The sequence below is a fragment of the Bacillus sp. J33 genome (assembly GCF_000518885.1).
Lineage (GTDB): Bacteria > Bacillota > Bacilli > Bacillales > Cytobacillaceae > Cytobacillus.
Window position 1 is genome coordinate 40,906 of sequence record NZ_JAEL01000020.1, and the last position, 20,569, is coordinate 61,474.

Genomic DNA, 20,569 nt, shown 5'->3' on the forward strand with positions numbered 1-20,569 from the left:
CCTAATAATGGAGGGACTGCCTTTTTTGAATTTCATATTAAATAAAAAGCAGCAGGCTAAGTGCCATAACCGCCATCCCGGCGACAAGACCGTAAATGGAGGTATGGGCTTCATCATATTTCTTGGCAGCCGGCAACAACTCATCAAGAGAGATGAATACCATAATCCCGGCAACTGCCGCAAATATAACCCCGAACATAATATCATTTAAATAAGGCATTAAGATCAGATAGGCAACCAATGCCCCGATTGGTTCGGAGAGGCCCGATAAAAACGATAGCTTAAAAGCCTTTTTCTTGCTTCCTGTTGCGTAATAAATCGGGACTGATACCGCTATTCCCTCAGGAATATTATGGATGGCTATTGCTGCTGCGATGGCAATTCCCAGAGCTGGATCCTGCAGTGCAGATGTAAAAGTTGCAATTCCTTCCGGGAAGTTGTGAATACCAATGGCAAGGGCTGCAAAAGTCCCCATTTTTAATAGGCCTTGGTGTTCAATCACTTTGCCATGGTCATTCATTTCTTCGACCGTTCTTACTTCATGGGGATTTTCTTGCTTTGGAATAAATCTATCAATTAATGCAATGAGAATCATTCCCCCAAAGAAGCCTCCGACTGTTGCCCAGTTCCCGCTCACTTCACCCATTGCTCCAACAAGTGCATCCTTTGCTTTAACAAATATTTCAATCATAGATACATATATCATGACCCCTGCAGAAAAGCCAAGTGCCAAGGACAAGAACTTGGTATTTGTTCTCGAAGTGAAAAAAGCCATTAAACTGCCAATACCTGTCGCTAAACCTGCAAACAACGTTAAACTAAACGCAAAAAGTACTTCCTGCGACATCTTCTTCTCTCCTTTTTCACTGTTGCCAAAAAGTTTCTCCAGGGCAACTTTCATGTTAAAAAAATATATATCCTTTATTTATAAAGTATATGCGCCTAACTCAAGAAGTTTCATTTGGTAAACATTTTATCTTCAAGGCAAACTAAATGCAATGAAAAGATATTCTGTTTATAAAAATCTTTAAATCTTCTCTTATTTTCCATTAGATATTATAAGAATTTCCTGAAAAAAGTGTGCATTCTATTTTCATTTCAAAGAATGATTTCAAGTTATCTTTAGATAAAAATTGGAGGTTTAAGCAAAAAACCCAATCCGGGAAACACCCGGTTTGGGTTTTATAAGAAGTTCCAGGAGCCTTATATTGTTTTTGTAGGATGTCGATTGTTATTCACCTTGTTACTTTAGCTGCGGTTTCATGTTTTTTCATTTTTCTCCAAGAATTTTTGATTTGCAAATTTCTTTAGCTATTAGTATTTTTGGCATACGTAAATCATTTCTGAACTGCCCTGCGAAATTGGTGTCTCATTCCAATCTCCGTATAGTTCTATGATTTTTAACCCTTGTTCAGTTAACAACCTTTCCATCTCTTTTGGAAAACTATATCTTAATCTGATGTTTGTCCTATTTTCATTAAGATATTTACCGGCTGAATTTTTATATCTTCTAATCGTTTCGTAATGCTGTATCTGGCTAAGGAGATCAAAGCTGCTTACCGTATAAACATCAACCTCTTGTTTTGTATTGTAGTTAATATATGACCTCCAGTATTCTTCTGCTGGCGGCTGCAATAGTTCTTCTGCATTTGGAAACCTCGAATTAAAAATAAAAACACCATCATCCCGCAGATGCCTATGTACGGATTTCATTAGCTTATTCTGATCTTCATTCGTTAAAAAATGCTGAAAAGAGTTGCCAACCATATAAATCATTGAACTTTGCACGTCCAGGTACAAATTCCTGCAATCCTGAAAGACCCATTTAATAAGATAACCTTTTTTAGAAGCTTTCTTTTTTGCTTGTTCCAGCATCCCAGAATGTATGTCGACACCAATTATTTCAAAGCCTTTTTCGACTAGCGGAATGGCTGTTCTTCCTGTACCGCACGCCAAATCAATAATCGGTCCTTTACTCCTGGCAGCCCATTTAGCTAAAAAGGGAAGCTCATAAACTGTTTCATTTTCCCAATCGTATAAATCAGGGTCTTGGTACTCCTCTAAATTATCAATGTACACTTATTTTTGCCCTCCAGCACTATTTCTCCGGATACGTCTCCCTTAGAAATGCAATTGATTGAAGAATTAATTCCTTTAAAACATCCACATCAATATCTGCGACTTTGTTTATGTACACACAAGCTTTCCCGGACGTATGTTTTCCGAATTTCTCAAGCAGCTTATCTCTTTTCGGATCACCTGTCGCGAAATATAAGCTGATTTTCGCTTTTCTCGGAGAGAAGCCAACAAGCGGAGCATCGCCTTCATGCCCCGTCGCATATTTGTAATGATAAGATCCAAACCCTATAATGCTTGGCCCCCACATTTTCGCCTGATACCCAGTAGTTTCTGTAAAAATATCCAGCAGTTTATATGCATCCTTGCGCTTTTTCGGACTTTCAACTCTTTCTATAAATTCAATAACACTGCTATCATTCTCTTTTGTTTTTAATTCGTACATGAAAAGCCCTCCGTTATAAAGATGATTAATACTTCTCTAAAATTGTTTGGAATCCTTTATTTTTCTTTTGGCTGTGTTAAAGCTTATTGTTGATTTTAGCACCCTGTTGATTGGAGCGGAAGGTACGAGCTCCTCGAAAATGCTAACGCATTTCCTTACGAAGAGGTGTTAATTCGGGGAAGCTTATTCAATGACCTGCGGGAAAAGCATGTCAGCGGGAGACCCCGCAGGTGCGAATGCACCGAGGAGCGTCGGAACACCTGCTGAACGCTTGAGTGCCTCGAGCTGAAATCAACAGGCAAATTTAACAGAGCCTTTCTTTTTTTAAAATGTACCTTGGATGCCGCTTTCCGCTTTTAAGCTGCTCTTCTAAGGGGAAGCAAACTGAAAAATGCCAAAAAGGGGATAAAAATTTTTATATGATGGATAAAATTTTTTATAACACAGATAAAAATTATTATAAGAGGAATAAATCCTTCTATAACGTAGATAAACGCATTGGCAGATTATAAAAGCTTATTAAAGCCGATGCAGGCACCAGCTTTCCGCCTGCAGGTACGCTTTTTCCCGCAGGATAAACACAGCTTATAAAAATCTTTTTACAGTAATGCGTTATTTTGTCTCTCAATCAGATAAAAATCCACCATTCCTGCATAAATTTTTCCAAATTCCATGAAATTTTATACGGCCGCAAAAAAAAAGAGCAACCATAAAGATTGCGCTTCCCCAAACGTCTTATTTCAAAAGTATTCCCTATGAAACCCAATACGGATTTTTTCCTCTGTGTTCATTGCAAAATGGCCGCAAACAAAAACTGGCTTTTCAAGCTTGCCTGCGTAAAGCAACAAGCCCAATGGCTTTTCTCTTGCGATACGATTGTGCCTGCTACTATTTCCCGCCACTGCCTAGTTCAAGGACCTGTCTTTTTGAAGAAGTACCTATTGAACTTGTTTATACCAGCGGGCTGCCGCTTGGACCTCGCCCATGGTTAATTGGTGACCGAAATTTTCCCAGTGCAGTTCTACCTTAGCACCTGCATTCTCCAATAATGACTTAAGCTCATTGGACTCCTCTGCCGGGCAGATTGGATCATTGGTTCCAGCTGCGATAAACACTGATTTTCCTTTTAAATCAGGCAGGTTAACGCCGCGTCTTGGAACCATCGGATGATGCAGAATAGCTGCTCTTAACGAGTTTTGATAGTGGAATAACAAGCTGCCTGCGATATTGGCCCCATTGGAGTAGCCAATGGCCACAATATTTTTACGGTCAAACTCATATTTATCTGCTGCTTCATCTAAAAACTCATTTAATTCCTTCGTGCGGAAAACCAGGTCCTCTTCATCGAAAACACCTTCAGCCAGCCTTCTGAAAAATCGCGGCATGCCATTTTCCAGAACATTTCCTCGCACACTTAGTACAGAGGCATCTGGATCAATATGGCTTGCAAGCGGAAGCAAATCATTTTCAGTGCCTCCTGTTCCGTGCAGCAATAATAATGTTGGTTTAGATGGGTCCTTCCCTTTTTGAATAATATGTTTCATCATGTCGTCTCCTTTATCAATCGGGTTCTCATGGTTCAAAAGGGAGTATCTCCCGTACGAGCGGTCGCGCATTTTCTCATGCTTTTCGGCAGCATCCATTCTTTTCTTTAAGGAATGGTATAGGACCTCCTATTAATCGCTTAAAAGCACCCTCCAAAGGAAAAAATGCAATGATGTACCTACTTTCCAATTCTAGATGGGATGCTTTGCATGATTCTATTCAGCCCCAAAACACCTGCAGCTGCAGATATATGATAGGTCCCTTTTGTTTTCGGCCCAATTGAGCCACCTCATTCCCTTTAATTTCTCCTAACTAAATTCATTAAAACTCATTCTGATTCAAATATGTTCATTTCGAGAGATAAAATCAAAATCTATTTCTCAGTTTTATTTTTGATTTTTTCCAACAGGTTCTTAAGGTTTTCCATCTCAACTGGATTTAATTCTTTAAAAAAAGAATCCACCCATTTCTGATGCTTCGGCATGATTTCTTCCAGTAATTTATCGCCTTTATCTGTTAAGGCAATATGGATTGCCCGTCGGTCTTTTGGACATGATGTTCTTTTTGCAAGTCCTTTCTCAACGAGTTTATCAATTATATAAGTCATAGAACCACTGGTAATTAAAATTCTTTTGCTAATCTCATGGATTGTTTGCATATCTTTCTGATAAAGAGCCTCTAATACAGAAAACTCTGTCATGCTTAGGCTGTAGCTGGTGATATATTCCCTGACACGTTCCTGAATGGACTTGGAAGTTTGCATTAGGATCAGGAATGTTTGGTTGGGACAAAGCCTTTCCATTTTATCACCTTCCTCAATACCTTGAAATTGTTTATCTCTATTTCGAGATAAATATAAAATAGTTTAAATGCCTTGTCAAACTTTATCTCTTTTATAAACTTATTTATCCCATTCCACATATTGACACCCCTCTAAACATAAAGGTATATATAAATTGCAGAAATTTAATATTCTAAAAATTTTTGGGGGTGAGGAAATGTACAAAGCCTATTGCAGGGCATATCAAAGAACCTTAAAATTTTTATCCCCTATTTTGACCTGGCGTGAACCGGAACTAATAGAGGGCGCAAATAGCGTGGAGAAACTTCCAGAGGTTATTAAATCTATAGGAATTAATAAGATCTTGATTGTCACTGACAGTGATATCCGATCCCTGGGTCTGATAAATGGCCTTCTTGAAGCGCTGAAGACATCTCAAATTGAATTTTTCATTTATGATAAAACGGTACCAAATCCGACTATTGAGAATATCGAGGAAGCACTTGAATTATATCAAAATAGTGAATGTCAGGGGATTATTGCTTTTGGGGGCGGATCGCCAATGGATTGTGCAAAAGGGGTTGGCGCCCGTGTGGCAAGGCCGGAAAAGAGCATCACACAAATGAAAGGACAATTTAAAATAAGAAAAGAAATCCCGCCTCTCTTTGCGGTGCCAACTACATCAGGCACTGGAAGTGAGGCGACTATAGCTGCAGTTATCACTGATAGTCAGTCCCACGAAAAATATGCGATCATTGATCTGAACTTAATGCCGCATTATGCCGTACTGGACCCTCTCCTGACAATCAAATTGCCGGCTACCATTACGGCGGCTACAGGCTTGGATGCATTAACACATGCAGTAGAAGCCTATATTGGAAAAAGCAATACGATAGAAACAAGGAAATACAGCATAGAGGCAGTTCGGCTTATTTACGGAAATCTTTATGAGGCCTATAGCAATGGATCCAATCTGGCAGCTCGGGAAAATATGCAAAAAGCTGCTTTTCTTGCCGGTGCAGCTTTTACGCGCGCATACGTAGGGAATGTCCACGCTATCGCCCATACGCTTGGAGGATTCTATTTAGTGCCGCATGGTTTAGCAAATGCCATTATTCTTCCCCATGTACTCGAACACTATGAAAAAACGGTTCATAAGCCTTTAGCCGAATTGGCTGATGCAGCCGGAATTGCTGAAGGTTCAGAGACAATAGATCAAAAAGCTGTAAAATTTATTAACAGCATTAAAACACTTAACAGTAAAATGGATATACCCACAAAGGTAAGCGGAATCAAAGACAGTGATATTCCGATCATGGCTGATCATGCACTTAAAGAAGCCAACCCTCTATATCCAGTGCCAAAAATTTTTAACAAAGATGACATGCTAAAGATCTACGGGCTTATAAAAGAAGCATGACGTTTTTTTATCGGCACCGTTTTTTTACATAGATATGTCCCTCTTCTCCCATAATAGTATATAAGCAATTTACAGACGGTAAGGAGAGAAGGACTTTGTCTAATGAAGATAAGCAAACCCGTTTAACCTCCGCAGAAATCTCCAATCTTTGGAGCACTTACATTAATGATAGCCTGGTTGTATGTGTGTTAAGCCATTTTCTTGAAACGGCAGAAGACGAAGAAGTACGTCCCCTTCTTCAGGAAACCATTAAGGTTGCATCCAGCCATCTGCGGGTCCTGGAGGAGCTTTATCAGCAGGAGGGGATCTCAGTGCCTAAAGCGTTTCCTGTCGACGAACATGTAAATTTAAATGCTCCCCGCCTCTTCTCTGATATTTTTTATTTGGAATATATCCATCATATGAGTAAATTCGGCTTGTCTTCTCATGCTTCTGCCATTGCTATTTCATCACGCAATGATATCAGGCAGATGTTTGAGTCTTTTATTGGTGACGGCATCGGCCTGAATAAGAAAGTAACAGATCTCATGAAATCAAAAGGGGTCTATATCCGGCCGCCTTACATGAATTACCCAAAACAAGTGGACTTTGTTGAGAAACAAAACTTTCTTACAGGATGGTTTGGTAAAAGAAGGCCTCTATTGGGGATGGAAGTCAGCCACTTATATATAACATCCCTCCATAATGAAATTGGCAAGTCAACACTGCTCGGTTTTGCTCAGGTGGCCAAAGATAAGGAATTGAAAAGCTACTTTATGCGTGGTGCCGATTTATGCTCGAAAATTTTAAACCAGACACATGATGTATTTCAGGATAGCAATGTCCCTGCTTCAATGACATGGGATTCAAATGTATCAGACTCGACAGAAGCTCCCTACTCGGAACAGCTTATGCTGTTTCTTGTAAGCTCTTTGTCCTTGCTGGGCATATCAGCGTATGGGATTGCGCTCTCCATGAGCATTCGCCACGACCTGGGCGGACTCTATAGCTCCTTCATTTATCGGGCAACCGCGTATGCAGAAGACGGTGCAAACCTGCTGATAGAACGCGGCTGGTTGGAACAGCCGCCTGGATTTTTGGATCGGGATGCGATTATAAAAGGATCATAAAAAAAGGCAGCAGATTTTGGCTGCTGCCTTACGTATTACTTGCTTTTTAGAGAGCCTTCTTTGTTTCTTCCGGTACTCCTCAACAAAAAAGCATATTCCCACGTTATTTATTCTGGAGAATATACCTGTGTCTCTAGCATATACCCCTTAAAGTCTGCTTCCTTATTATCCTGACGAAGCTGATATGTAGCCTATATTTTTTTTGTATGTTTTCAATATCCCTGGTGAAAATATCATTTGATTGAAATTTTTATAGAAAAGAGGATTACAAATGAATGAAATTTTGCAGCAAGTAAAGCAGGAACTTGAAAAAGCTTATAGTAACCCTGGCTCCCATGATCTGGAGAGCAGCATCAGGATGCTTCAGGAAGCCAGAGAAACATAGGGAGATAAAGGCACAATGATTGAAAATGCCATTCGAGCCCTGGAACAGGCGAAGAATGCACGCCCTGCTCTTCAAATCGCAGGTGACATTTCCTCTTCTGCCGCTTTTGGACAAGCCTATAATGCCCTTGAACATGCAATAGAATCATATGCTGATTATAATAATGACCCTTATCAATCGTAAAGCCTTGGTTTATGCCAGGGTTTTTTTCGTTATTTTAGTGTCAAGGTACTTATATTTTCTAAAGGTATGCCAGCTTCAATATAGCTCCTGGCCAGCTTCCATTCCCCGAGGGTATCTTCCTTGAAAGTTTGAAAAAACAAATTGGCTGTATCCAGGCTTATCCCATTAGTAATAATGGTTGCTGAAATGATGGCCAGCATTTCTCCTTCTCTCAGCTGCACGGTGGAAATCTTGCTAATATCCCATTGGGCCTGATTGTCTTTAATAAATTCAAAACCCTTTTCCCAGCCTGTAATCGATTCCTGATAACCAAAATCGGAAACCACACCGTTCGAAACTTCCCTAGCCATGTAGTCTCTTGCTATTACTTGCTTCATTTCCGCCAAAGAACAATTTCTCCAAACATTCAAATACTTGTCCAGAAAGAGATCAAATGAATGCCCCACTGTATACCTCCAATTTTTGTAAGTATTAAAACTGAAATTCGAGATAACTTGTCGTATTCCTTCTAAAATTTTAAAGACCCTGCAATCATTAATATAGAAATTTTTAACATATCAAGGATAACAAGTGATAGATTAAAGATTCCGGGAAAGAAAAGAAATTATGCTATAATGAACCAAAAAAGGTGATTTTATGAATATTGGGGATCTGTTTTTTCAGCTGATGATGCTCCTCGTTTTATTGGGCCTGATCTTCTCGGTATACTTTTTTATCCGGTCCATCGCTCTCCGGAACAAAAGTGAAACTAAGTCAATAGAAAAGAAACTGGACAGAATAATCGAATTGCTTGAGGAAAATAAAAGGGCAGATTAACCCATCATCCATCTAAATTCAGACCAGTCCCGTCCGTGTCTGAATCCCTTATTACGGTCCTGGGATGTCACCGTTTTTCAACAACATCATTCCCGAAATGATGATTATTGGTGTTATAATGTCCTTATTATTGATGTTTTACATACATATGGAAGGTTCGGGTTGGATGAATAGACATTTAATATTTTTGTTATTAGCACTACTAATAATGCTTAGCGGCTGCAGCCAAGAAAAAAGTGAAAAGGAAATGATATATGTAGCGGCTGCTTCTGATTTATATCATGCCTTAACAGAAATAGGCGATGAATTTACGAAGGAAACAGGTATTGAAGTTGAATTTACTTTTGGCTCCACTGGCCTCCTAACACAGCAAATCCAGGAGGGGGCCCCATTCGATTTGTTTGCAGCTGCCCAGGAATCCTATATTGATAAGCTCATTGATAACAATGCAGTGGTAACAGATTCAAAAAAATATTACGCATCAGGAAGAATTGCCATTCTTGGTTCTGGTTCAAAAATGAATATGGACGACCTCTTAAATCCTGACGTAACGTCCATCACAATTGCCAACCCTGAGCATGCCCCATACGGAAAAGCCGCTAAAGAGGCATTAGAATCTGCAGGAATCTGGGAAGAAATAGAGCCAAAAATCGTCTATGCGGAAAATATCAGGCAAGCTTTTCAATATGTTGAATCAGGCAATGCGGATGCAGGAATTATCGCATATGCTCTGCTTCAGAAAACCGATTTGCCATTTGAGCTCATTAACCCAAAAGCTCATTCGCCAATTAGGCAAACACTGGGAATCCCTGTCCAATCGGACAAAAAAGAAGAAAGCAATAGATTCTCCGAGTTTATCTTAAGCAAACAGGGCCAGGAAATCCTAACAAAGTATGGATTTGATTTGCCATAATGGAATCGATAATTGCACCTTTAACCTTGTCGTTAAGAGTTGCCATATTTGCCACCATAATAGCCTTTATAATCGGGATTTTCTTTTCATGGTGGTTTGCTTTTAAGAAAAATAAACTGACGAAATTTTTATCTATCATTGTGACAATTCCACTTGTCATACCGCCAACTGTTTTGGGCTATTATTTAATTTTGCTGCTTGGCAGAAATTCCTTCCTCGGAAAGTGGATGGAAGCAGTTGCCGGAGGGCCAATCATTTTCACGTGGAAAGCAGCTGTGATTGCAGCAATGATTGCTTCTCTTCCCCTGCTGATTAGTCCCATACAGGCAGCTTTTGAATCAATCAATAAAGATATTATTGGCGCTGCAGAACTGGATGGAGCCAGCCAGTTAAAGCTGCTGCTTCATATCATTATTCCGCTTTCATATAAAGGCGTTCTTGCCGGTCTGGTCCTCGGATTTGCAAGGGCGATGGGAGAGTTCGGCGCAACCTTAATGGTAGCAGGCAATATTCCTGGGAAAACACAGACACTCTCTATCGCGATTTATGATGCCGTACAGGCAAACCGAATGGCAGATGCACATCTTATGGTTATCATCTTAACAAGTACGACTATCTTCTTTTTGTATATCATACACAGGTGGTTTAAATAAAAGCAGCAACCCTCGCTTTCTGAGGGACGCTGTTTTTTTATGAATTAATAGAAAGACTGTATATGTATTGTTCACCGATTTTCCCCATTTTCCTTCTGCCTGTATCCTGAAAGCCGGCTTTTTCATATAGCTTCTGGGCTGCAAGATTCCGCCTGTTTACGGCCAAAACAACCTCGCAGCAGCTTGGAAATTGCCTTTTTAAAAAAGAGTGCAGCTGTGCCATGCCTTTCCCGGCATATCCTTTTCCCTGCTGTGAATAATTGATGGACAATGCAGTCAGCAGCATAGCATGAGGATTGTCACTATATTCCTTTACTCTCTTAGTAGCATGCAGAATGAAAAAACCGACAGGATCATTGTTCTTTACTATAACAACGGGAAATTGTCCCTCTCCCGATTCCATAACATCTTTTGGCAAAGCCGTGAACTGTTCCTGCTCCTCCGGAAGTTCAAATGACAATAGCGCCTGAATATGTTCAGGGCGAAGTATTTGCAGATCAATCATCTCGTTGGTCACTGTTTTCCTCCTAGTCCTTAATCCAAAAGGTTCATAATCATAATAAATAGGATTGCTGCAGCAAAGAAGCTGATAAAACAATATCCAAAATACCTTAGAGGCTTCGGCAGCTTCTTTAACTCCATATCCGTTGGGTACCCCTCTACCTTATTTAGATGATCCATTGCATCATTATTAGATTTTTTTCTGACAAGATACCCCTCCTTAAATATTTTTATAGTAAAAAATCGTTGCATCCAATTGGCCATTTGAAGATTGGGCAAAATTAGGAATTTTGCCGGCAGCAGTATAGCCCATCGATTGATATAGGTGGTTTGATGGGTCACCTTCTCTTGTATCAAGTACAAGCAGCCTTCTGTTCTCCTTCTGTGCTCTTTCCTCAGCCGTCTTCATCAGCAATCGCCCAAGGCCCTTTCGGCGGATGGTACGATCTGTCATCAGTTTTGCAATCTCTGCACGATGGCTTCCATTCGGTTTTGTACATAAATGCAGCTGTACTGTTCCCACAACTTTATCATCAATAAGGGCTGCAAATAAGATTGCTTCATCCGATTGTTTTACCCCTGACCAATAGGCAGCAGCCCCCGACTTTCCCAGCGGCGGCAAGAACCCGATTGAGGCCCCTTCGTCTACTACCTTTACTAAAAGTTCTGTTAAACCAGTTAGATATCTTTCAATTGACTTAACCTCAAGTATCTCCATGTTTTCAAAATTGTCCTCTCTTTTCTCCCTTTAGTTTTTAACTTCTTTAACCAATAAACCATGTGTTTATGGATTTTATAACAAATTGGCAGATACGCAATAATCATAATCGCCAACCACCCCATTATCTTGATTCTCCCTTCTTTATTTCTCTACTTATATTCGATTTTTACATATTAATTTCCTTTTCCGACTGTCAATTAGGAATTTTCTGCATTAGCAAGAGGCAGAAAAAATAGGTTGAAACCCCTGCCCTCTAAATATATGATAAAGGTATACCACGTAAAGGAGTTGATATTTTTGAGTAGCTACGGTTCCTTAGAACCCGACCCTGAGAATTTGCAGGAGGAAGCGGGACATATCTGTTTGTTGAGCGGGAAGTACTATTGCTTAAATATCAACAATGCTAGAGGTATTTTTGCTTCCTCTTTATAACGAGGAGGTTTTTTTATGATTGAAATTTTTAAAACAGATCAGGACTGCAAAGTAATAGCAGCTGATGAAATATCAAAAGGATGCTGGATAAACATGGTCAAGCCTTCCCATGAAGAGGTTGAGCTCGTTTCCGGCAAGCTGAACGTTCCGGTTGACTTTATTAAGAATGCATTGGATGACGATGAATGGTCACGAATTGAAAAAGAAGATGAGAATGTTTTTATTATCATCGACTTTCCTTATATGACGCATGATGATGCAGGATTTCCCATTTATGAAACAATTCCGATTGGCATAATTATGACAGATCATTGCTTTGTAACGGTGTCCTCAAAGGAAACACCGATTTTGGAAGTCTTCAAGAAAAACAAGGTTAAGGGGTTTTTTACAAATAAGAAGACCCGGTTTGCTCTCCAGATTTTATACATTATTTCTACTTACTACCTTCGCTATCTTAAGCAAATTAATAGAAAAACGAATGAAATTGAGCGCGAACTCCACCAGTCCTTAAAAAATAAGGAATTATATGCTTTTCTTGCATTGGAAAAGAGCCTTGTTTATTTTACGACTTCATTGAAGTCGAACAAAGTTGTACTTCAAAAAATACTGCGCATGAATTACGTGAAAATGTATGAAGAGGATAAGGATCTGCTGGAAGATGTTATGATCGAAAATCAGCAGGCAATCGAAATGGCCGAAACTTATAGTTCAATTTTAAGCGGAATGATGGATGCCTTCGCCTCAGTCATTTCTAACAATTTAAACATGGTAATGAAATTTCTCACGTCCGTAACCATTATCCTGGCTTTGCCTACTATGGTTGCCAGCTTTTACGGAATGAATGTAAACTTGCCTTATCAGAACCATCCTTATGCTTTCATTATGATACTCGTATTAGTTTTCCTATTATCCAGTTTTACCGCACTCATTTTTTGGAAGAAAAAATTCTTCTAAACAAAAAGCTGTGTCGATCAATTCGACACAGCTTTTCAATTTCAGGACCCCATACTTAACGAAACCAGCCTTTCTTTTTGAACCACCAAAACATGCCTGCAGCAATGATAAACATTAAGAACAGTGTTTCATAGTAGCCATATTTCCAAGACAGCTCCGGCATGTTTTCGAAGTTCATCCCATAAATGCCGGCAATAAACGTCAGCGGCATAAAAATGGTTGTAATAACTGTCAGCACCTTCATTACACGGTTTGTTTGGTGGGAGTTGATGGACAAATAGCTATCACGTATATCATTTGTCAATTCCCGGTTTCCATCAATCATCTCTGTAAGCTTTAACAAATGATCATGAATATCTGCGAAGTACTCATACCTATCTTTTACACCCATAAGCCGATGAGAGTTAATAACACGGTATATAAGATCCCTCATTGGAATCACGGTATACCTAATCTGCAGTAAATGATGCCTGATATCAAATAATTTCTCCAATAACTCTTCCATGGACTCATCGTTTGGATTATCTTCAATCAGGTTTAATCGATCTTCAAGCTGATAAACGATGGGAAAATAATTATCAACAATCTTATCCATAATATGGTACATTGCTAAAAAAGGATCCCATTTATTGATTTTTTTGCTTAGGGCAAAACAATCCCATACCTCGTCTATCTCTTCAGAACTTTCATGATGATAAGAAACAATGTAATTCGGTCCTATAAAAAAGTTAATTTCCTGTTTTTCTTCATTTATCTGATTTAGACTATGGGTCACAAAAAAGCTATAGTCTTCATAGTAATCCAATTTGGGCCGCTGCAGTTTGACTACGCAATCTTCAATAGCCAGGGGATGGAATTGAAATGTCTTCTCAAGCTCAGCTGTTTCTTCATCTGAGGGCTGGTCAAAGTCTACCCAATACCATTTGATGTTTGCTGAATCTGTATGCAGATTCTCGAGGGCAATGTCTTTTATGAATTCATTTTTCTTATTGACTGCTTGTATTCTGATCATGTTACTCCCCTAATAATCGTTAGTTAAAGATATTTTAAACATTATTGATTACTATATCCTGAACAAACAGAAATTTCTCCTTATCAATCAGATAGAGGATGGCGTATGGGATGGTATTAAATAGTTGTAAACACCCTTTACTGCTGGGATGCTTTATTGTATTTTCTTAAAAACTAATTTAAATTGCCAAAAAATATTGACTACAATAAATTTGTCTGATAAATTATTTTCAAATAATAAATCGCTGACGAGAAGAGTAAGACAGGAAAACTGTTCCCAAGAGAGCTGGCATTTGGTGAAAGCTGGCGTTCAGTTCCTATCCGAAGATCATCTCCGAGATGCAAAGCTGAAATCAAGTAAGCTTTGACGGGTTTTCCGCCGTTACAATGGAACGCGTATGATTGTACGTGACTGAGTGCTGCAGTATTTTTTAAAACTGCAGAATTAGGGTGGTATCGCGAGTACAGACTCGTCCCTTTCATAGGGACGGGTCTTTTTTATTTTTATTTACAAAGGAGAGTATACGAACTATGAAAAAATTTGACAGCTTATTTATCGGACTTATGTTATTTTCAATGTTTTTCGGTGCTGGAAATCTGATTTTCCCACCGTTTCTTGGAGCGCTATCAGGTACCTCCCATTGGCTGGCCATGGCCGGTTTTATCCTTACAGCAGTAGGGTTGCCATTTGCTGTTCTACTGGCTATTTCATTAGCTAAAGGCGGTGTTGATACGATTGCCAGTCGTGTCCATCCTCTTTTCAGCAAAGTATTTATGGTTGTTATCTATCTATCAATCGGGCCATTCCTTGCCATTCCGCGAAATGCAGGTGTTGCTTTTGAAATGGGCGTAATGCCCTTCGCAAAAGATTCCTGGAATTCCACCCTGGTTCTGTTTTTGTATACGGCGGTTTTCTTTTTGCTGGTATACGCCGTCAGCTTAAACCCTGCCAAAATGGAGAAATTTATGGGACGCTGGATCACTCCTGTTTTGCTTCTATCAGTCGTTGCCCTTTGTACATCTGGACTATTAAACTTAGACACAGCTAAGCTTGCTCCATCAGCCGGCTATGAAAGCGGCGCATTTTTCAAAGGCTTCCTTGAAGGCTATAACACGATGGATGCTCTAGCTGCACTTGCATTTGGAATTGTCATTCTTACAGCCATTCAGAAAAAGGGTGTACACGATGAAAAACAATTATCCCGCCATACTTTAAAAGCTGCCCTTGTGGCAGGTAGCTTATTGGCATTAGTATATGTTTCCCTTGGTTTGTTGGGTGGAAACATGGCTTCCCACGGCATATATGAAAACGGAACAGCTATTCTTTCCTCTGCCTCTACCCTGTTATTCGGAAAAGCCGGCACTGCCTTTATTGGCTTCATTTTTACTCTTGCCTGCTTCACTACGGTTGTTGGGTTAACTGCAGCATGCGGGCAGTATTTCTCTAATCTAATGCCAAAAGCAAGCTATAAAACAGTAGTCATAGCTGTAACACTCATTGGATTTACACTTTCAAATCTGGGTTTAAACCAAATTCTGAAAGTATCAGTCCCATTCCTTGTAACTGCTTACCCGCTAACCATTGTGCTTATGACGTTGTGCTTCTTTAACCGCTGCTTTAAAAGTCCTCGCAAAGTTTATGGAAGTGCGATGCTATTCACAGGAATTTTTGCAGCTATGGGAGGTTTAAGTGCATCCGGCATTAATCTTGGTGTTCTTCAAAACGTAAGAATGATTCTTCCTTTCTCATCAGCAGGTATGGAATGGGTGATCCCCGCTCTGGCAGGGACAGCAATTGGAATGCTCTTAAGCAATGGCGGAAAACAGGAACCCTCTAGAGCTGAAGAGCTAAATGCCAAAGCTTCCTAACATGTGAAAAACAGGCTGTCTTCCATAGCAGCCTGTTTTCAATATTTTTTGACCACGTAACGCAGCTCCGCAAATTGGTTGTTTTGCAACTGTTTCATAAAAGGCCGAATAACCATTGTCACCTTCCCCTTCAACTTTAAAGATCCAATCAAGGGATTCTTCCTTGCGATGTACCTATCCAAACTGGCAGCAATGTATAACACTAATTTTCGCGATTTGCCATTCCTTTATCCTTCAGAATATTTCTTTCCATTTATGATGTACCTTACTAATAGATAAATAAAGCGATTCCCCTTTGGGAGAATCGCCATGAAATATTATTGATCGTCTATTTCAAAAATCGAATTCTTGGCACTAATATATCCGGCTCCGTACGTATAATCTGGCTCTCCCCCTGGCTGTTCACCCCAGGCATCTGCCCCTGCCATTAGCCTGTATTTTACCTGATCAGGCGATAGCTCCCTGTTGCTTTCAAGGATTAATGCGGCCACACCTGCGCAAATTGGCGTTGCCATTGATGTACCGGATAATGAGAAATATTCAGCGCCCAAGCGCGCTGACTTTTGCAGCTTATCTAAATAGGAATTGGGGGAACGCAATGAAATGATATTCACACCAGGTGCGACAACATCAGGTTTAGCTCCCCCATTTGGGGTTGGTCCCCTGCTAGAAAAGCTGGCGATTGTGTCATCTTCACGAGCTGGAGTATTTCGGTCATCCATTGCACCGACTGTTATTACTTTTTCACTAATCCCTGGACTGGAGATGGTGCCTGCATCCGGACCTGAATTTCCTGCTGCAGCGCAAACAACTATACCAGAATTCCAAGCTGTCTCGACCGCCTTTACCATTAAATCATCCTCTATATTGCCTACGGGTGAACTGCCAAGTGACATGCTAATAATGTCAATTTTCGGCTGGTTTTCAGCGCTGCTGTTATAATCAATACACCATTGAACCCCTGCCATGACTGTGGATAATGACCCTGAACCAAGTTTATCGAGCACTTTAACGCCAATTATGCTAGCGTTCGGAGCAGGGGCTCTATAAACCCCGCCTGATGCGGTTCCATCACCGGCAGCATCTCCTGCACAATGGGTGCCATGGCCATTATCGTCATATGCTTCTGTACGGTCATTTACAAAGTCCTTGAAATTTATTAGGCGCTCTCCTAAATCCCGGTGCGGGTACACTCCCGTATCAATGATAGCAATCGTTACATCTTTTCCTGTAAAGGGGCTGCTTTCACTCAGTGCTTCTCCTGCTTCAATTGAGGGTGTAGCAACATCCAGCAGTGCGTGGACTTTTCGGTCATAGTAGATTTTCTGTATATCGGAGCAAGAGGTTAGTAGATCGTCCAATGCAGCTGGTGTTATATCCATACTGCAGCAAGAAATGCTCGAAAAGCTTCTGTTTACCTTTGCTCGAAAATGCCGTTCTGAAATAACATGGCATTCCTTGACTGCATCAGAAAAATTGCAGTTATTATTAAATTCAACGACTACAGGAAAACTCTTTGTCCTCTTCATTACCTTTTCTAAAGGAGAATGCAAAAAGCAAGGCGTCCATTTAAAGGGGGTATAAAGATGAATTAAATCTTGGCGAAGGGGTAAATCCAGCTTATCTGCATATGTGCGAACCATTTGTATCATAGAAAATCCAAACATGTTTGTCCTCCTTTCCATAAGCTAGTTACATGCTATGAAAAGGCGGAAAATAGGGAACGGTGTTTGTCCCGCAGAAATTAAAAAGAGAAGGCATCACGCCCTCTCTCTTCCATTGCATCTATTATTATATATGGTTTTTAACAAACCCTGTGCTTTTATCCTGATAGCCCATTTTTTTATAAAATAGATGGGCAGCATCCCGTTCAGCCCGGTTGCCGCTATTTAATACGATTCCATTTGCCCCCAAATCCCGGGCAAGCTTCTCAGCTGCCAGCAAAAGCCGGCTGCCAATACCCAAACCTCGATATTTCTGATCGACAACTAAGGCAATCAATCTGGCATGAAAGCCGTCATTATTATATAGAAGTGCAGTATGAAACCCGGCCATACCCAGAGCCTTTTCACCATCACAGGCAATTAGCGTATAGTAGATGGGATTTGATTGGATCTCGTTAAACCTAACTCTCATTTGTTCAACCGAAGTGGGATAACCCAAGCATCCCATCAGGTGTGCCAGCTGTGGAATATCCTTATCGGCAGCTTTACGTAAATGAATAGAATTGGCCAATGCTTTTCCCGCTTCTCCTTTCAATCTATTCTATTTTTTCATGCAAATAAGATCCTATATATGATCTCTAATCCAGATTGCTTTCGTATACGCAATCTTCAGGCCCGATTTTTCCATATTATTCTGGCTGACTGATCCAAACTTTGCCTGCCCTGTGATTAGCTTGCACTGATCAGTTATGGCCTGATAAATACGGGCTTGTATTAAAGCAGAGTGGACTCCTTTTGCCCTAAATTCCGGAAGGGTTGCTGCAGCTGCCAGACTTGCAAATCCATCCTTCATAAATAGCACAGCTATGCCAGCTGGCTCATTGCCGACACTTGCCAGGTAAAATCTCCAATAGTTATTTTCATAAAGAATCACATTGTTTTCTGCTACTCCGCTCTTTAAAAAATCTGGCAGGCCAAACCCCTTTGTGTAAATTTCTCCAAACAGATTAAATTCATGTTTCTTTAGCCTGCGAATTTCGATGGCAGGATTTATGGGGCAGTCAGTTAAGACTGATGGCACTGCATACATCGTAGTATGGAAATCACATTGATAAAACCCTTTAGAATGAAGGAATTTCATTAGAGCAGCCGAAGAGTAGGATGGTGTTAATTCCAAACGGACTGGTATCTCTTTTCACTGTAAAACCTAATGATTTCATCGACTGCTTCTTCATCTCCATCCCGTAAACCCTTCACCAGATTATAGGATGGACCTGGGATATTTCTCGAAAAAAAGGCTGTTGCATGGCCAAACTTTCCTATTTCAATTCCGATGGGATTCCCATTTCTTTCTTTTATAGCTGTTAATCTGGAAATAAGGGCATCTGTTTCAGCCCCATCCAGCTTATTGGCTAAATCACTTTTCATCACCAGATTCATAGTCCCACCTCAATCCCTATTATGTTCCAGACGGCCAAAGGCAAGAAGTATCTTATATCTCTGAACCGCAAGAATTCCCTGCCACTGCCTGCGTGCAATTTGAAACTCCCTTTCAAACTGCCCCCAGCTCCAGGAGATATCCCAAACCCCTTCCACTGAGAGCTGCTGTATATAAAAATCCAGATTGTCATCAATTAATTTGCCAAACATCTCATTCAGAGGATCATCAGGATGTTGGACAAAGTCCATAGGCAAAGCCTTATATCCGGTTCCCCAACTCGCTTTGTCTACATCAGCAGCTTTAAATACCAGAAAGTTAACTTTCTCTGCAGCTTGTTTGAGTGAATATGCCATTCTCGAATTAAATTCTGCCTCCCGCATCGCCATTATTCTAACTAGCTGCTGAAAATTATTGACTTCATGTCTATCCATTTGGCTTGTTTCCATTAAGTATCTGATACCTTTTTCTATAGTTTCCCATCCGACTTCCGAGGGTTTGCTGCCTGCCGGAGACCAATATACAAGAAATGCAGCCAGTTCTGCACTGGGATTATAAGACCACCTCTGCTGGGCATCTTTTGTCCAGCGCCACCAGGGCGCATGCGGAAAATGGTTGTTCGAAGGCACAACGGAAGGCCACAAGCCATCTTCCGGTAAATAGGTTTTTACTAAATACCCTATCATCCTTTGAACGGCCTTTTCTTCTGAATCTGCGCCTATCTCTATCAGAATCCTCCCTGCCGCCCATGTCGCCATCGGTGAAGAATCCGGCGTCCAGAAATCCGGTTCAATTCCATGCCCGAACCCTCCATCTTCATTCTGAAAGGATTCGAGGCAATTAATAATCTCTTTAGCGGACCCATTTTCAAAATAAAAGGACCATAAAGCTTCTTCCAGCGGCCGCGCATTCCGTTTAATCCACCTTCCCGCTGTTTCATATGTATTTTTGGAAACTTTCATTGAGCTCTTTCCTTTCTATGGGGCTACCAGCTCGATCTTTATTCTGTCCGGGTCTTCGAAGTACACTGCATAATGGCCGGGCCCACCAGCATAAGGGTGCTTATCTTTATAAAGAATGGCCACTCCCTTTTCTTCCATCTGTCCAGTAATGTAATCAACTTGCTCACGCGACCTCCCATGAAAAGCCAGGTGATTCAGGCCAACTCTTGATCGATGATACGGAACAGCAAGAAACCTTTGTTCTGTTTGCACAAAGACGATATAGGTATCACCTAATTTCCAGCTTTGTCCCTTTTCCCATTTCTGAAAAGGGCTGTATCCCATTTCCTCTAAAAACCATCCCCAAAAACTGACAGAAGCCTTTAAATCTGAAACATTCAATTCAATGTGATGAATAAGTCCGGCAGCCATATTGCCCCCCCCCTAGCGTATCCGTATTGTCAAAACTTCTATAAGAAATAGGTTATAAAATATCTCCATAGAGGGCTTTATAGGCAAAAAAATTGCCACCCCCTAAATTCTTTGGATAATTGAGGTTACCACACACCCAACAACCAAGAATGGAAGTGACAATTTGTACCCTCAAATTATAACCTATTTATTAACTTTTATAAACTATCAAGAACAACTCATTCGAACATTGCTTACTTTATTGATTGGTAAAAGCATGTTCGTTAAACCTACTGAACAG

General features: G+C 40.4%; 23 protein-coding genes, 1 pseudogene and 1 other annotated feature. Of the genes and pseudogenes, 8 read left to right on the plus strand and 16 right to left on the minus strand.

What is annotated here, in order from left to right:
* Nucleotides 1–37: 37 nt before the first annotated feature.
* From zupT to L634_RS0108510, 5 genes are all read right to left on the minus strand, one after another.
* Nucleotides 38–847 (minus strand): zinc transporter ZupT, encoded by an 810-nt coding sequence (zupT, locus tag L634_RS0108480; protein WP_026582086.1) that lies wholly within the window; start codon nucleotides 845–847, stop codon nucleotides 38–40.
* Nucleotides 848–1,314: 467 nt separating this feature from the next.
* Nucleotides 1,315–2,079, minus strand: a complete 765-nt coding sequence (locus tag L634_RS0108485; RefSeq protein WP_026582087.1) for a class I SAM-dependent methyltransferase — start codon at nucleotides 2,077–2,079, stop codon at nucleotides 1,315–1,317.
* Nucleotides 2,080–2,098: 19 nt separating this feature from the next.
* Nucleotides 2,099–2,521 (minus strand): DUF1801 domain-containing protein, encoded by a 423-nt coding sequence (locus tag L634_RS0108490; protein ID WP_026582088.1) that lies wholly within the window; start codon nucleotides 2,519–2,521, stop codon nucleotides 2,099–2,101.
* A 938-nt stretch (nucleotides 2,522–3,459) separates the two neighbouring features.
* Nucleotides 3,460–4,068: an alpha/beta hydrolase gene (locus L634_RS0108505; RefSeq protein ID WP_026582090.1), complete on the minus strand. Its 609-nt coding sequence runs from the start codon at nucleotides 4,066–4,068 to the stop codon at nucleotides 3,460–3,462.
* 371 nt (nucleotides 4,069–4,439) lie between these two features.
* The gene (locus tag L634_RS0108510) at nucleotides 4,440–4,868 is read right to left on the minus strand and encodes a MarR family winged helix-turn-helix transcriptional regulator (RefSeq protein ID WP_026582091.1); all 429 of its coding nucleotides are present in this window, start codon (nucleotides 4,866–4,868) and stop codon (nucleotides 4,440–4,442) included.
* A gap of 196 nt (nucleotides 4,869–5,064) precedes the next feature.
* Here L634_RS0108510 and L634_RS0108520 point away from each other — a divergent pair, with 196 nt between their 5' ends.
* The 3 genes from L634_RS0108520 to L634_RS34250 all read left to right on the plus strand — a co-directional run bounded on the left by L634_RS0108520 (nucleotide 5,065) and on the right by L634_RS34250 (nucleotide 7,944).
* Nucleotides 5,065–6,267 carry an iron-containing alcohol dehydrogenase gene (locus L634_RS0108520; RefSeq protein ID WP_026582092.1) on the plus strand — a complete coding sequence of 401 codons (1,203 nt, stop codon included), beginning with the start codon at nucleotides 5,065–5,067 and terminating at the stop codon, nucleotides 6,265–6,267.
* 95 nt (nucleotides 6,268–6,362) lie between these two features.
* Nucleotides 6,363–7,376 (plus strand): DUF3231 family protein, encoded by a 1,014-nt coding sequence (locus L634_RS0108525; protein WP_026582093.1) that lies wholly within the window; start codon nucleotides 6,363–6,365, stop codon nucleotides 7,374–7,376.
* A 400-nt stretch (nucleotides 7,377–7,776) separates the two neighbouring features.
* The gene (locus L634_RS34250) at nucleotides 7,777–7,944 is read left to right on the plus strand and encodes a hypothetical protein (RefSeq protein WP_232233735.1); all 168 of its coding nucleotides are present in this window, start codon (nucleotides 7,777–7,779) and stop codon (nucleotides 7,942–7,944) included.
* A 29-nt stretch (nucleotides 7,945–7,973) separates the two neighbouring features.
* On the opposite strand, the gene L634_RS0108535 is transcribed toward L634_RS34250, so the two are convergent.
* Nucleotides 7,974–8,390, minus strand: coding sequence for a hypothetical protein (locus L634_RS0108535; RefSeq protein ID WP_026582094.1), 417 nt, complete (start codon nucleotides 8,388–8,390; stop codon nucleotides 7,974–7,976).
* A 190-nt stretch (nucleotides 8,391–8,580) separates the two neighbouring features.
* On the opposite strand from L634_RS0108535, the gene L634_RS0108540 reads away from it, so the two are divergent.
* The 3 genes from L634_RS0108540 (at nucleotide 8,581) to modB (ending at nucleotide 10,326) form a co-directional block, all read left to right on the plus strand.
* On the plus strand, nucleotides 8,581–8,760 hold the full coding sequence (locus L634_RS0108540) for a DUF4083 family protein (protein WP_026582095.1): 180 nt from the start codon (nucleotides 8,581–8,583) through the stop codon (nucleotides 8,758–8,760).
* A 247-nt stretch (nucleotides 8,761–9,007) separates the two neighbouring features.
* A complete protein-coding gene (gene modA, locus L634_RS0108545) occupies nucleotides 9,008–9,673 on the plus strand; it encodes a molybdate ABC transporter substrate-binding protein (protein WP_232233736.1) in 666 nt (221 codons plus the stop codon).
* On the plus strand, nucleotides 9,673–10,326 hold the full coding sequence (gene modB, locus L634_RS0108550; protein WP_026582097.1) for a molybdate ABC transporter permease subunit: 654 nt from the start codon (nucleotides 9,673–9,675) through the stop codon (nucleotides 10,324–10,326). The genes modA and modB overlap by 1 nt, the downstream gene beginning before the upstream one ends.
* Before the next feature lie 37 nt (nucleotides 10,327–10,363).
* Here modB and L634_RS0108555 read toward each other — a convergent pair whose 3' ends face one another.
* Nucleotides 10,364–10,843, minus strand: a complete 480-nt coding sequence (locus L634_RS0108555) for a GNAT family N-acetyltransferase (RefSeq protein ID WP_442852693.1) — start codon at nucleotides 10,841–10,843, stop codon at nucleotides 10,364–10,366.
* 204 nt (nucleotides 10,844–11,047) lie between these two features.
* Nucleotides 11,048–11,545 carry a GNAT family N-acetyltransferase gene (locus tag L634_RS0108565; RefSeq protein WP_026582100.1) on the minus strand — a complete coding sequence of 166 codons (498 nt, stop codon included), beginning with the start codon at nucleotides 11,543–11,545 and terminating at the stop codon, nucleotides 11,048–11,050.
* Nucleotides 11,546–11,995: 450 nt separating this feature from the next.
* Between L634_RS0108565 and L634_RS0108570 the strand changes: the two genes are divergently transcribed.
* Nucleotides 11,996–12,934, plus strand: a complete 939-nt coding sequence (locus tag L634_RS0108570) for a magnesium transporter CorA family protein (RefSeq protein WP_026582101.1) — start codon at nucleotides 11,996–11,998, stop codon at nucleotides 12,932–12,934.
* 55 nt (nucleotides 12,935–12,989) lie between these two features.
* On the opposite strand, the gene corA is transcribed toward L634_RS0108570, so the two are convergent.
* Complete coding sequence (gene corA / locus L634_RS0108575) at nucleotides 12,990–13,946, minus strand: magnesium/cobalt transporter CorA (protein WP_026582102.1); 957 nt, start codon at nucleotides 13,944–13,946, stop codon at nucleotides 12,990–12,992.
* Between the two features lie 235 nt (nucleotides 13,947–14,181).
* Nucleotides 14,182–14,426, plus strand: a binding site (T-box leader).
* Between the two features lie 50 nt (nucleotides 14,427–14,476).
* Here corA and brnQ point away from each other — a divergent pair.
* Nucleotides 14,477–15,814: a branched-chain amino acid transport system II carrier protein gene (gene brnQ / locus L634_RS0108580; RefSeq protein ID WP_026582103.1), complete on the plus strand. Its 1,338-nt coding sequence runs from the start codon at nucleotides 14,477–14,479 to the stop codon at nucleotides 15,812–15,814.
* Between the two features lie 87 nt (nucleotides 15,815–15,901).
* Here the strand turns inward: brnQ and L634_RS34255 are convergent.
* The 7 genes and pseudogenes from L634_RS34255 to L634_RS0108610 all read right to left on the minus strand — a co-directional run.
* Nucleotides 15,902–16,017 (minus strand): annotated as a pseudogene (locus L634_RS34255) (dihydrofolate reductase); the annotation flags it as partial.
* Nucleotides 16,018–16,131: 114 nt separating this feature from the next.
* Nucleotides 16,132–17,481, minus strand: coding sequence for a S8 family peptidase (locus tag L634_RS0108590; protein ID WP_026582104.1), 1,350 nt, complete (start codon nucleotides 17,479–17,481; stop codon nucleotides 16,132–16,134).
* Between the two features lie 124 nt (nucleotides 17,482–17,605).
* Nucleotides 17,606–18,049 carry a GNAT family N-acetyltransferase gene (locus L634_RS0108595; RefSeq protein ID WP_034262295.1) on the minus strand — a complete coding sequence of 148 codons (444 nt, stop codon included), beginning with the start codon at nucleotides 18,047–18,049 and terminating at the stop codon, nucleotides 17,606–17,608.
* A 54-nt stretch (nucleotides 18,050–18,103) separates the two neighbouring features.
* Nucleotides 18,104–18,655 (minus strand): GNAT family N-acetyltransferase, encoded by a 552-nt coding sequence (locus L634_RS30830; protein WP_332249040.1) that lies wholly within the window; start codon nucleotides 18,653–18,655, stop codon nucleotides 18,104–18,106.
* Complete coding sequence (locus tag L634_RS34780) at nucleotides 18,646–18,918, minus strand: hypothetical protein (RefSeq protein ID WP_332249041.1); 273 nt, start codon at nucleotides 18,916–18,918, stop codon at nucleotides 18,646–18,648. Before L634_RS34780 ends, L634_RS30830 begins: the two co-directional genes overlap by 10 nt.
* A gap of 9 nt (nucleotides 18,919–18,927) precedes the next feature.
* Nucleotides 18,928–19,878: a hypothetical protein gene (locus L634_RS0108605; protein WP_026582106.1), complete on the minus strand. Its 951-nt coding sequence runs from the start codon at nucleotides 19,876–19,878 to the stop codon at nucleotides 18,928–18,930.
* Nucleotides 19,879–19,893: 15 nt separating this feature from the next.
* The gene (locus L634_RS0108610; RefSeq protein ID WP_026582107.1) at nucleotides 19,894–20,289 is read right to left on the minus strand and encodes a VOC family protein; all 396 of its coding nucleotides are present in this window, start codon (nucleotides 20,287–20,289) and stop codon (nucleotides 19,894–19,896) included.
* Between the last annotated feature and the right edge of the window lie 280 nt (nucleotides 20,290–20,569).

Bases quoted from the DNA above. Each gene is read 5' to 3' on its own strand.
- zupT (WP_026582086.1), bottom strand. From the start codon at position 847: ATGTCGCAGGAAGTACTTTTTGCGTTTAGTTTAACGTTGTTTGCAGGT.
- L634_RS0108490 (WP_026582088.1), bottom strand. From the start codon at position 2,521: ATGTACGAATTAAAAACAAAAGAGAATGATAGCAGTGTTATTGAATTT.
- L634_RS0108505 (WP_026582090.1), bottom strand. From the start codon at position 4,068: ATGATGAAACATATTATTCAAAAAGGGAAGGACCCATCTAAACCAACA.
- L634_RS0108510 (WP_026582091.1), bottom strand. From the start codon at position 4,868: ATGGAAAGGCTTTGTCCCAACCAAACATTCCTGATCCTAATGCAAACT.
- L634_RS0108520 (WP_026582092.1), top strand. From the start codon at position 5,065: ATGTACAAAGCCTATTGCAGGGCATATCAAAGAACCTTAAAATTTTTA.
- L634_RS34250 (WP_232233735.1), top strand. From the start codon at position 7,777: ATGATTGAAAATGCCATTCGAGCCCTGGAACAGGCGAAGAATGCACGC.
- L634_RS0108540 (WP_026582095.1), top strand. From the start codon at position 8,581: ATGAATATTGGGGATCTGTTTTTTCAGCTGATGATGCTCCTCGTTTTA.
- modA (WP_232233736.1), top strand. From the start codon at position 9,008: ATGATATATGTAGCGGCTGCTTCTGATTTATATCATGCCTTAACAGAA.
- modB (WP_026582097.1), top strand. From the start codon at position 9,673: ATGGAATCGATAATTGCACCTTTAACCTTGTCGTTAAGAGTTGCCATA.
- L634_RS0108565 (WP_026582100.1), bottom strand. From the start codon at position 11,545: ATGGAGATACTTGAGGTTAAGTCAATTGAAAGATATCTAACTGGTTTA.
- L634_RS0108570 (WP_026582101.1), top strand. From the start codon at position 11,996: ATGATTGAAATTTTTAAAACAGATCAGGACTGCAAAGTAATAGCAGCT.
- corA (WP_026582102.1), bottom strand. From the start codon at position 13,946: ATGATCAGAATACAAGCAGTCAATAAGAAAAATGAATTCATAAAAGAC.
- brnQ (WP_026582103.1), top strand. From the start codon at position 14,477: ATGAAAAAATTTGACAGCTTATTTATCGGACTTATGTTATTTTCAATG.
- L634_RS0108590 (WP_026582104.1), bottom strand. From the start codon at position 17,481: ATGTTTGGATTTTCTATGATACAAATGGTTCGCACATATGCAGATAAG.
- L634_RS34780 (WP_332249041.1), bottom strand. From the start codon at position 18,918: ATGAATCTGGTGATGAAAAGTGATTTAGCCAATAAGCTGGATGGGGCT.
- L634_RS0108605 (WP_026582106.1), bottom strand. From the start codon at position 19,878: ATGAAAGTTTCCAAAAATACATATGAAACAGCGGGAAGGTGGATTAAA.
- L634_RS0108610 (WP_026582107.1), bottom strand. From the start codon at position 20,289: ATGGCTGCCGGACTTATTCATCACATTGAATTGAATGTTTCAGATTTA.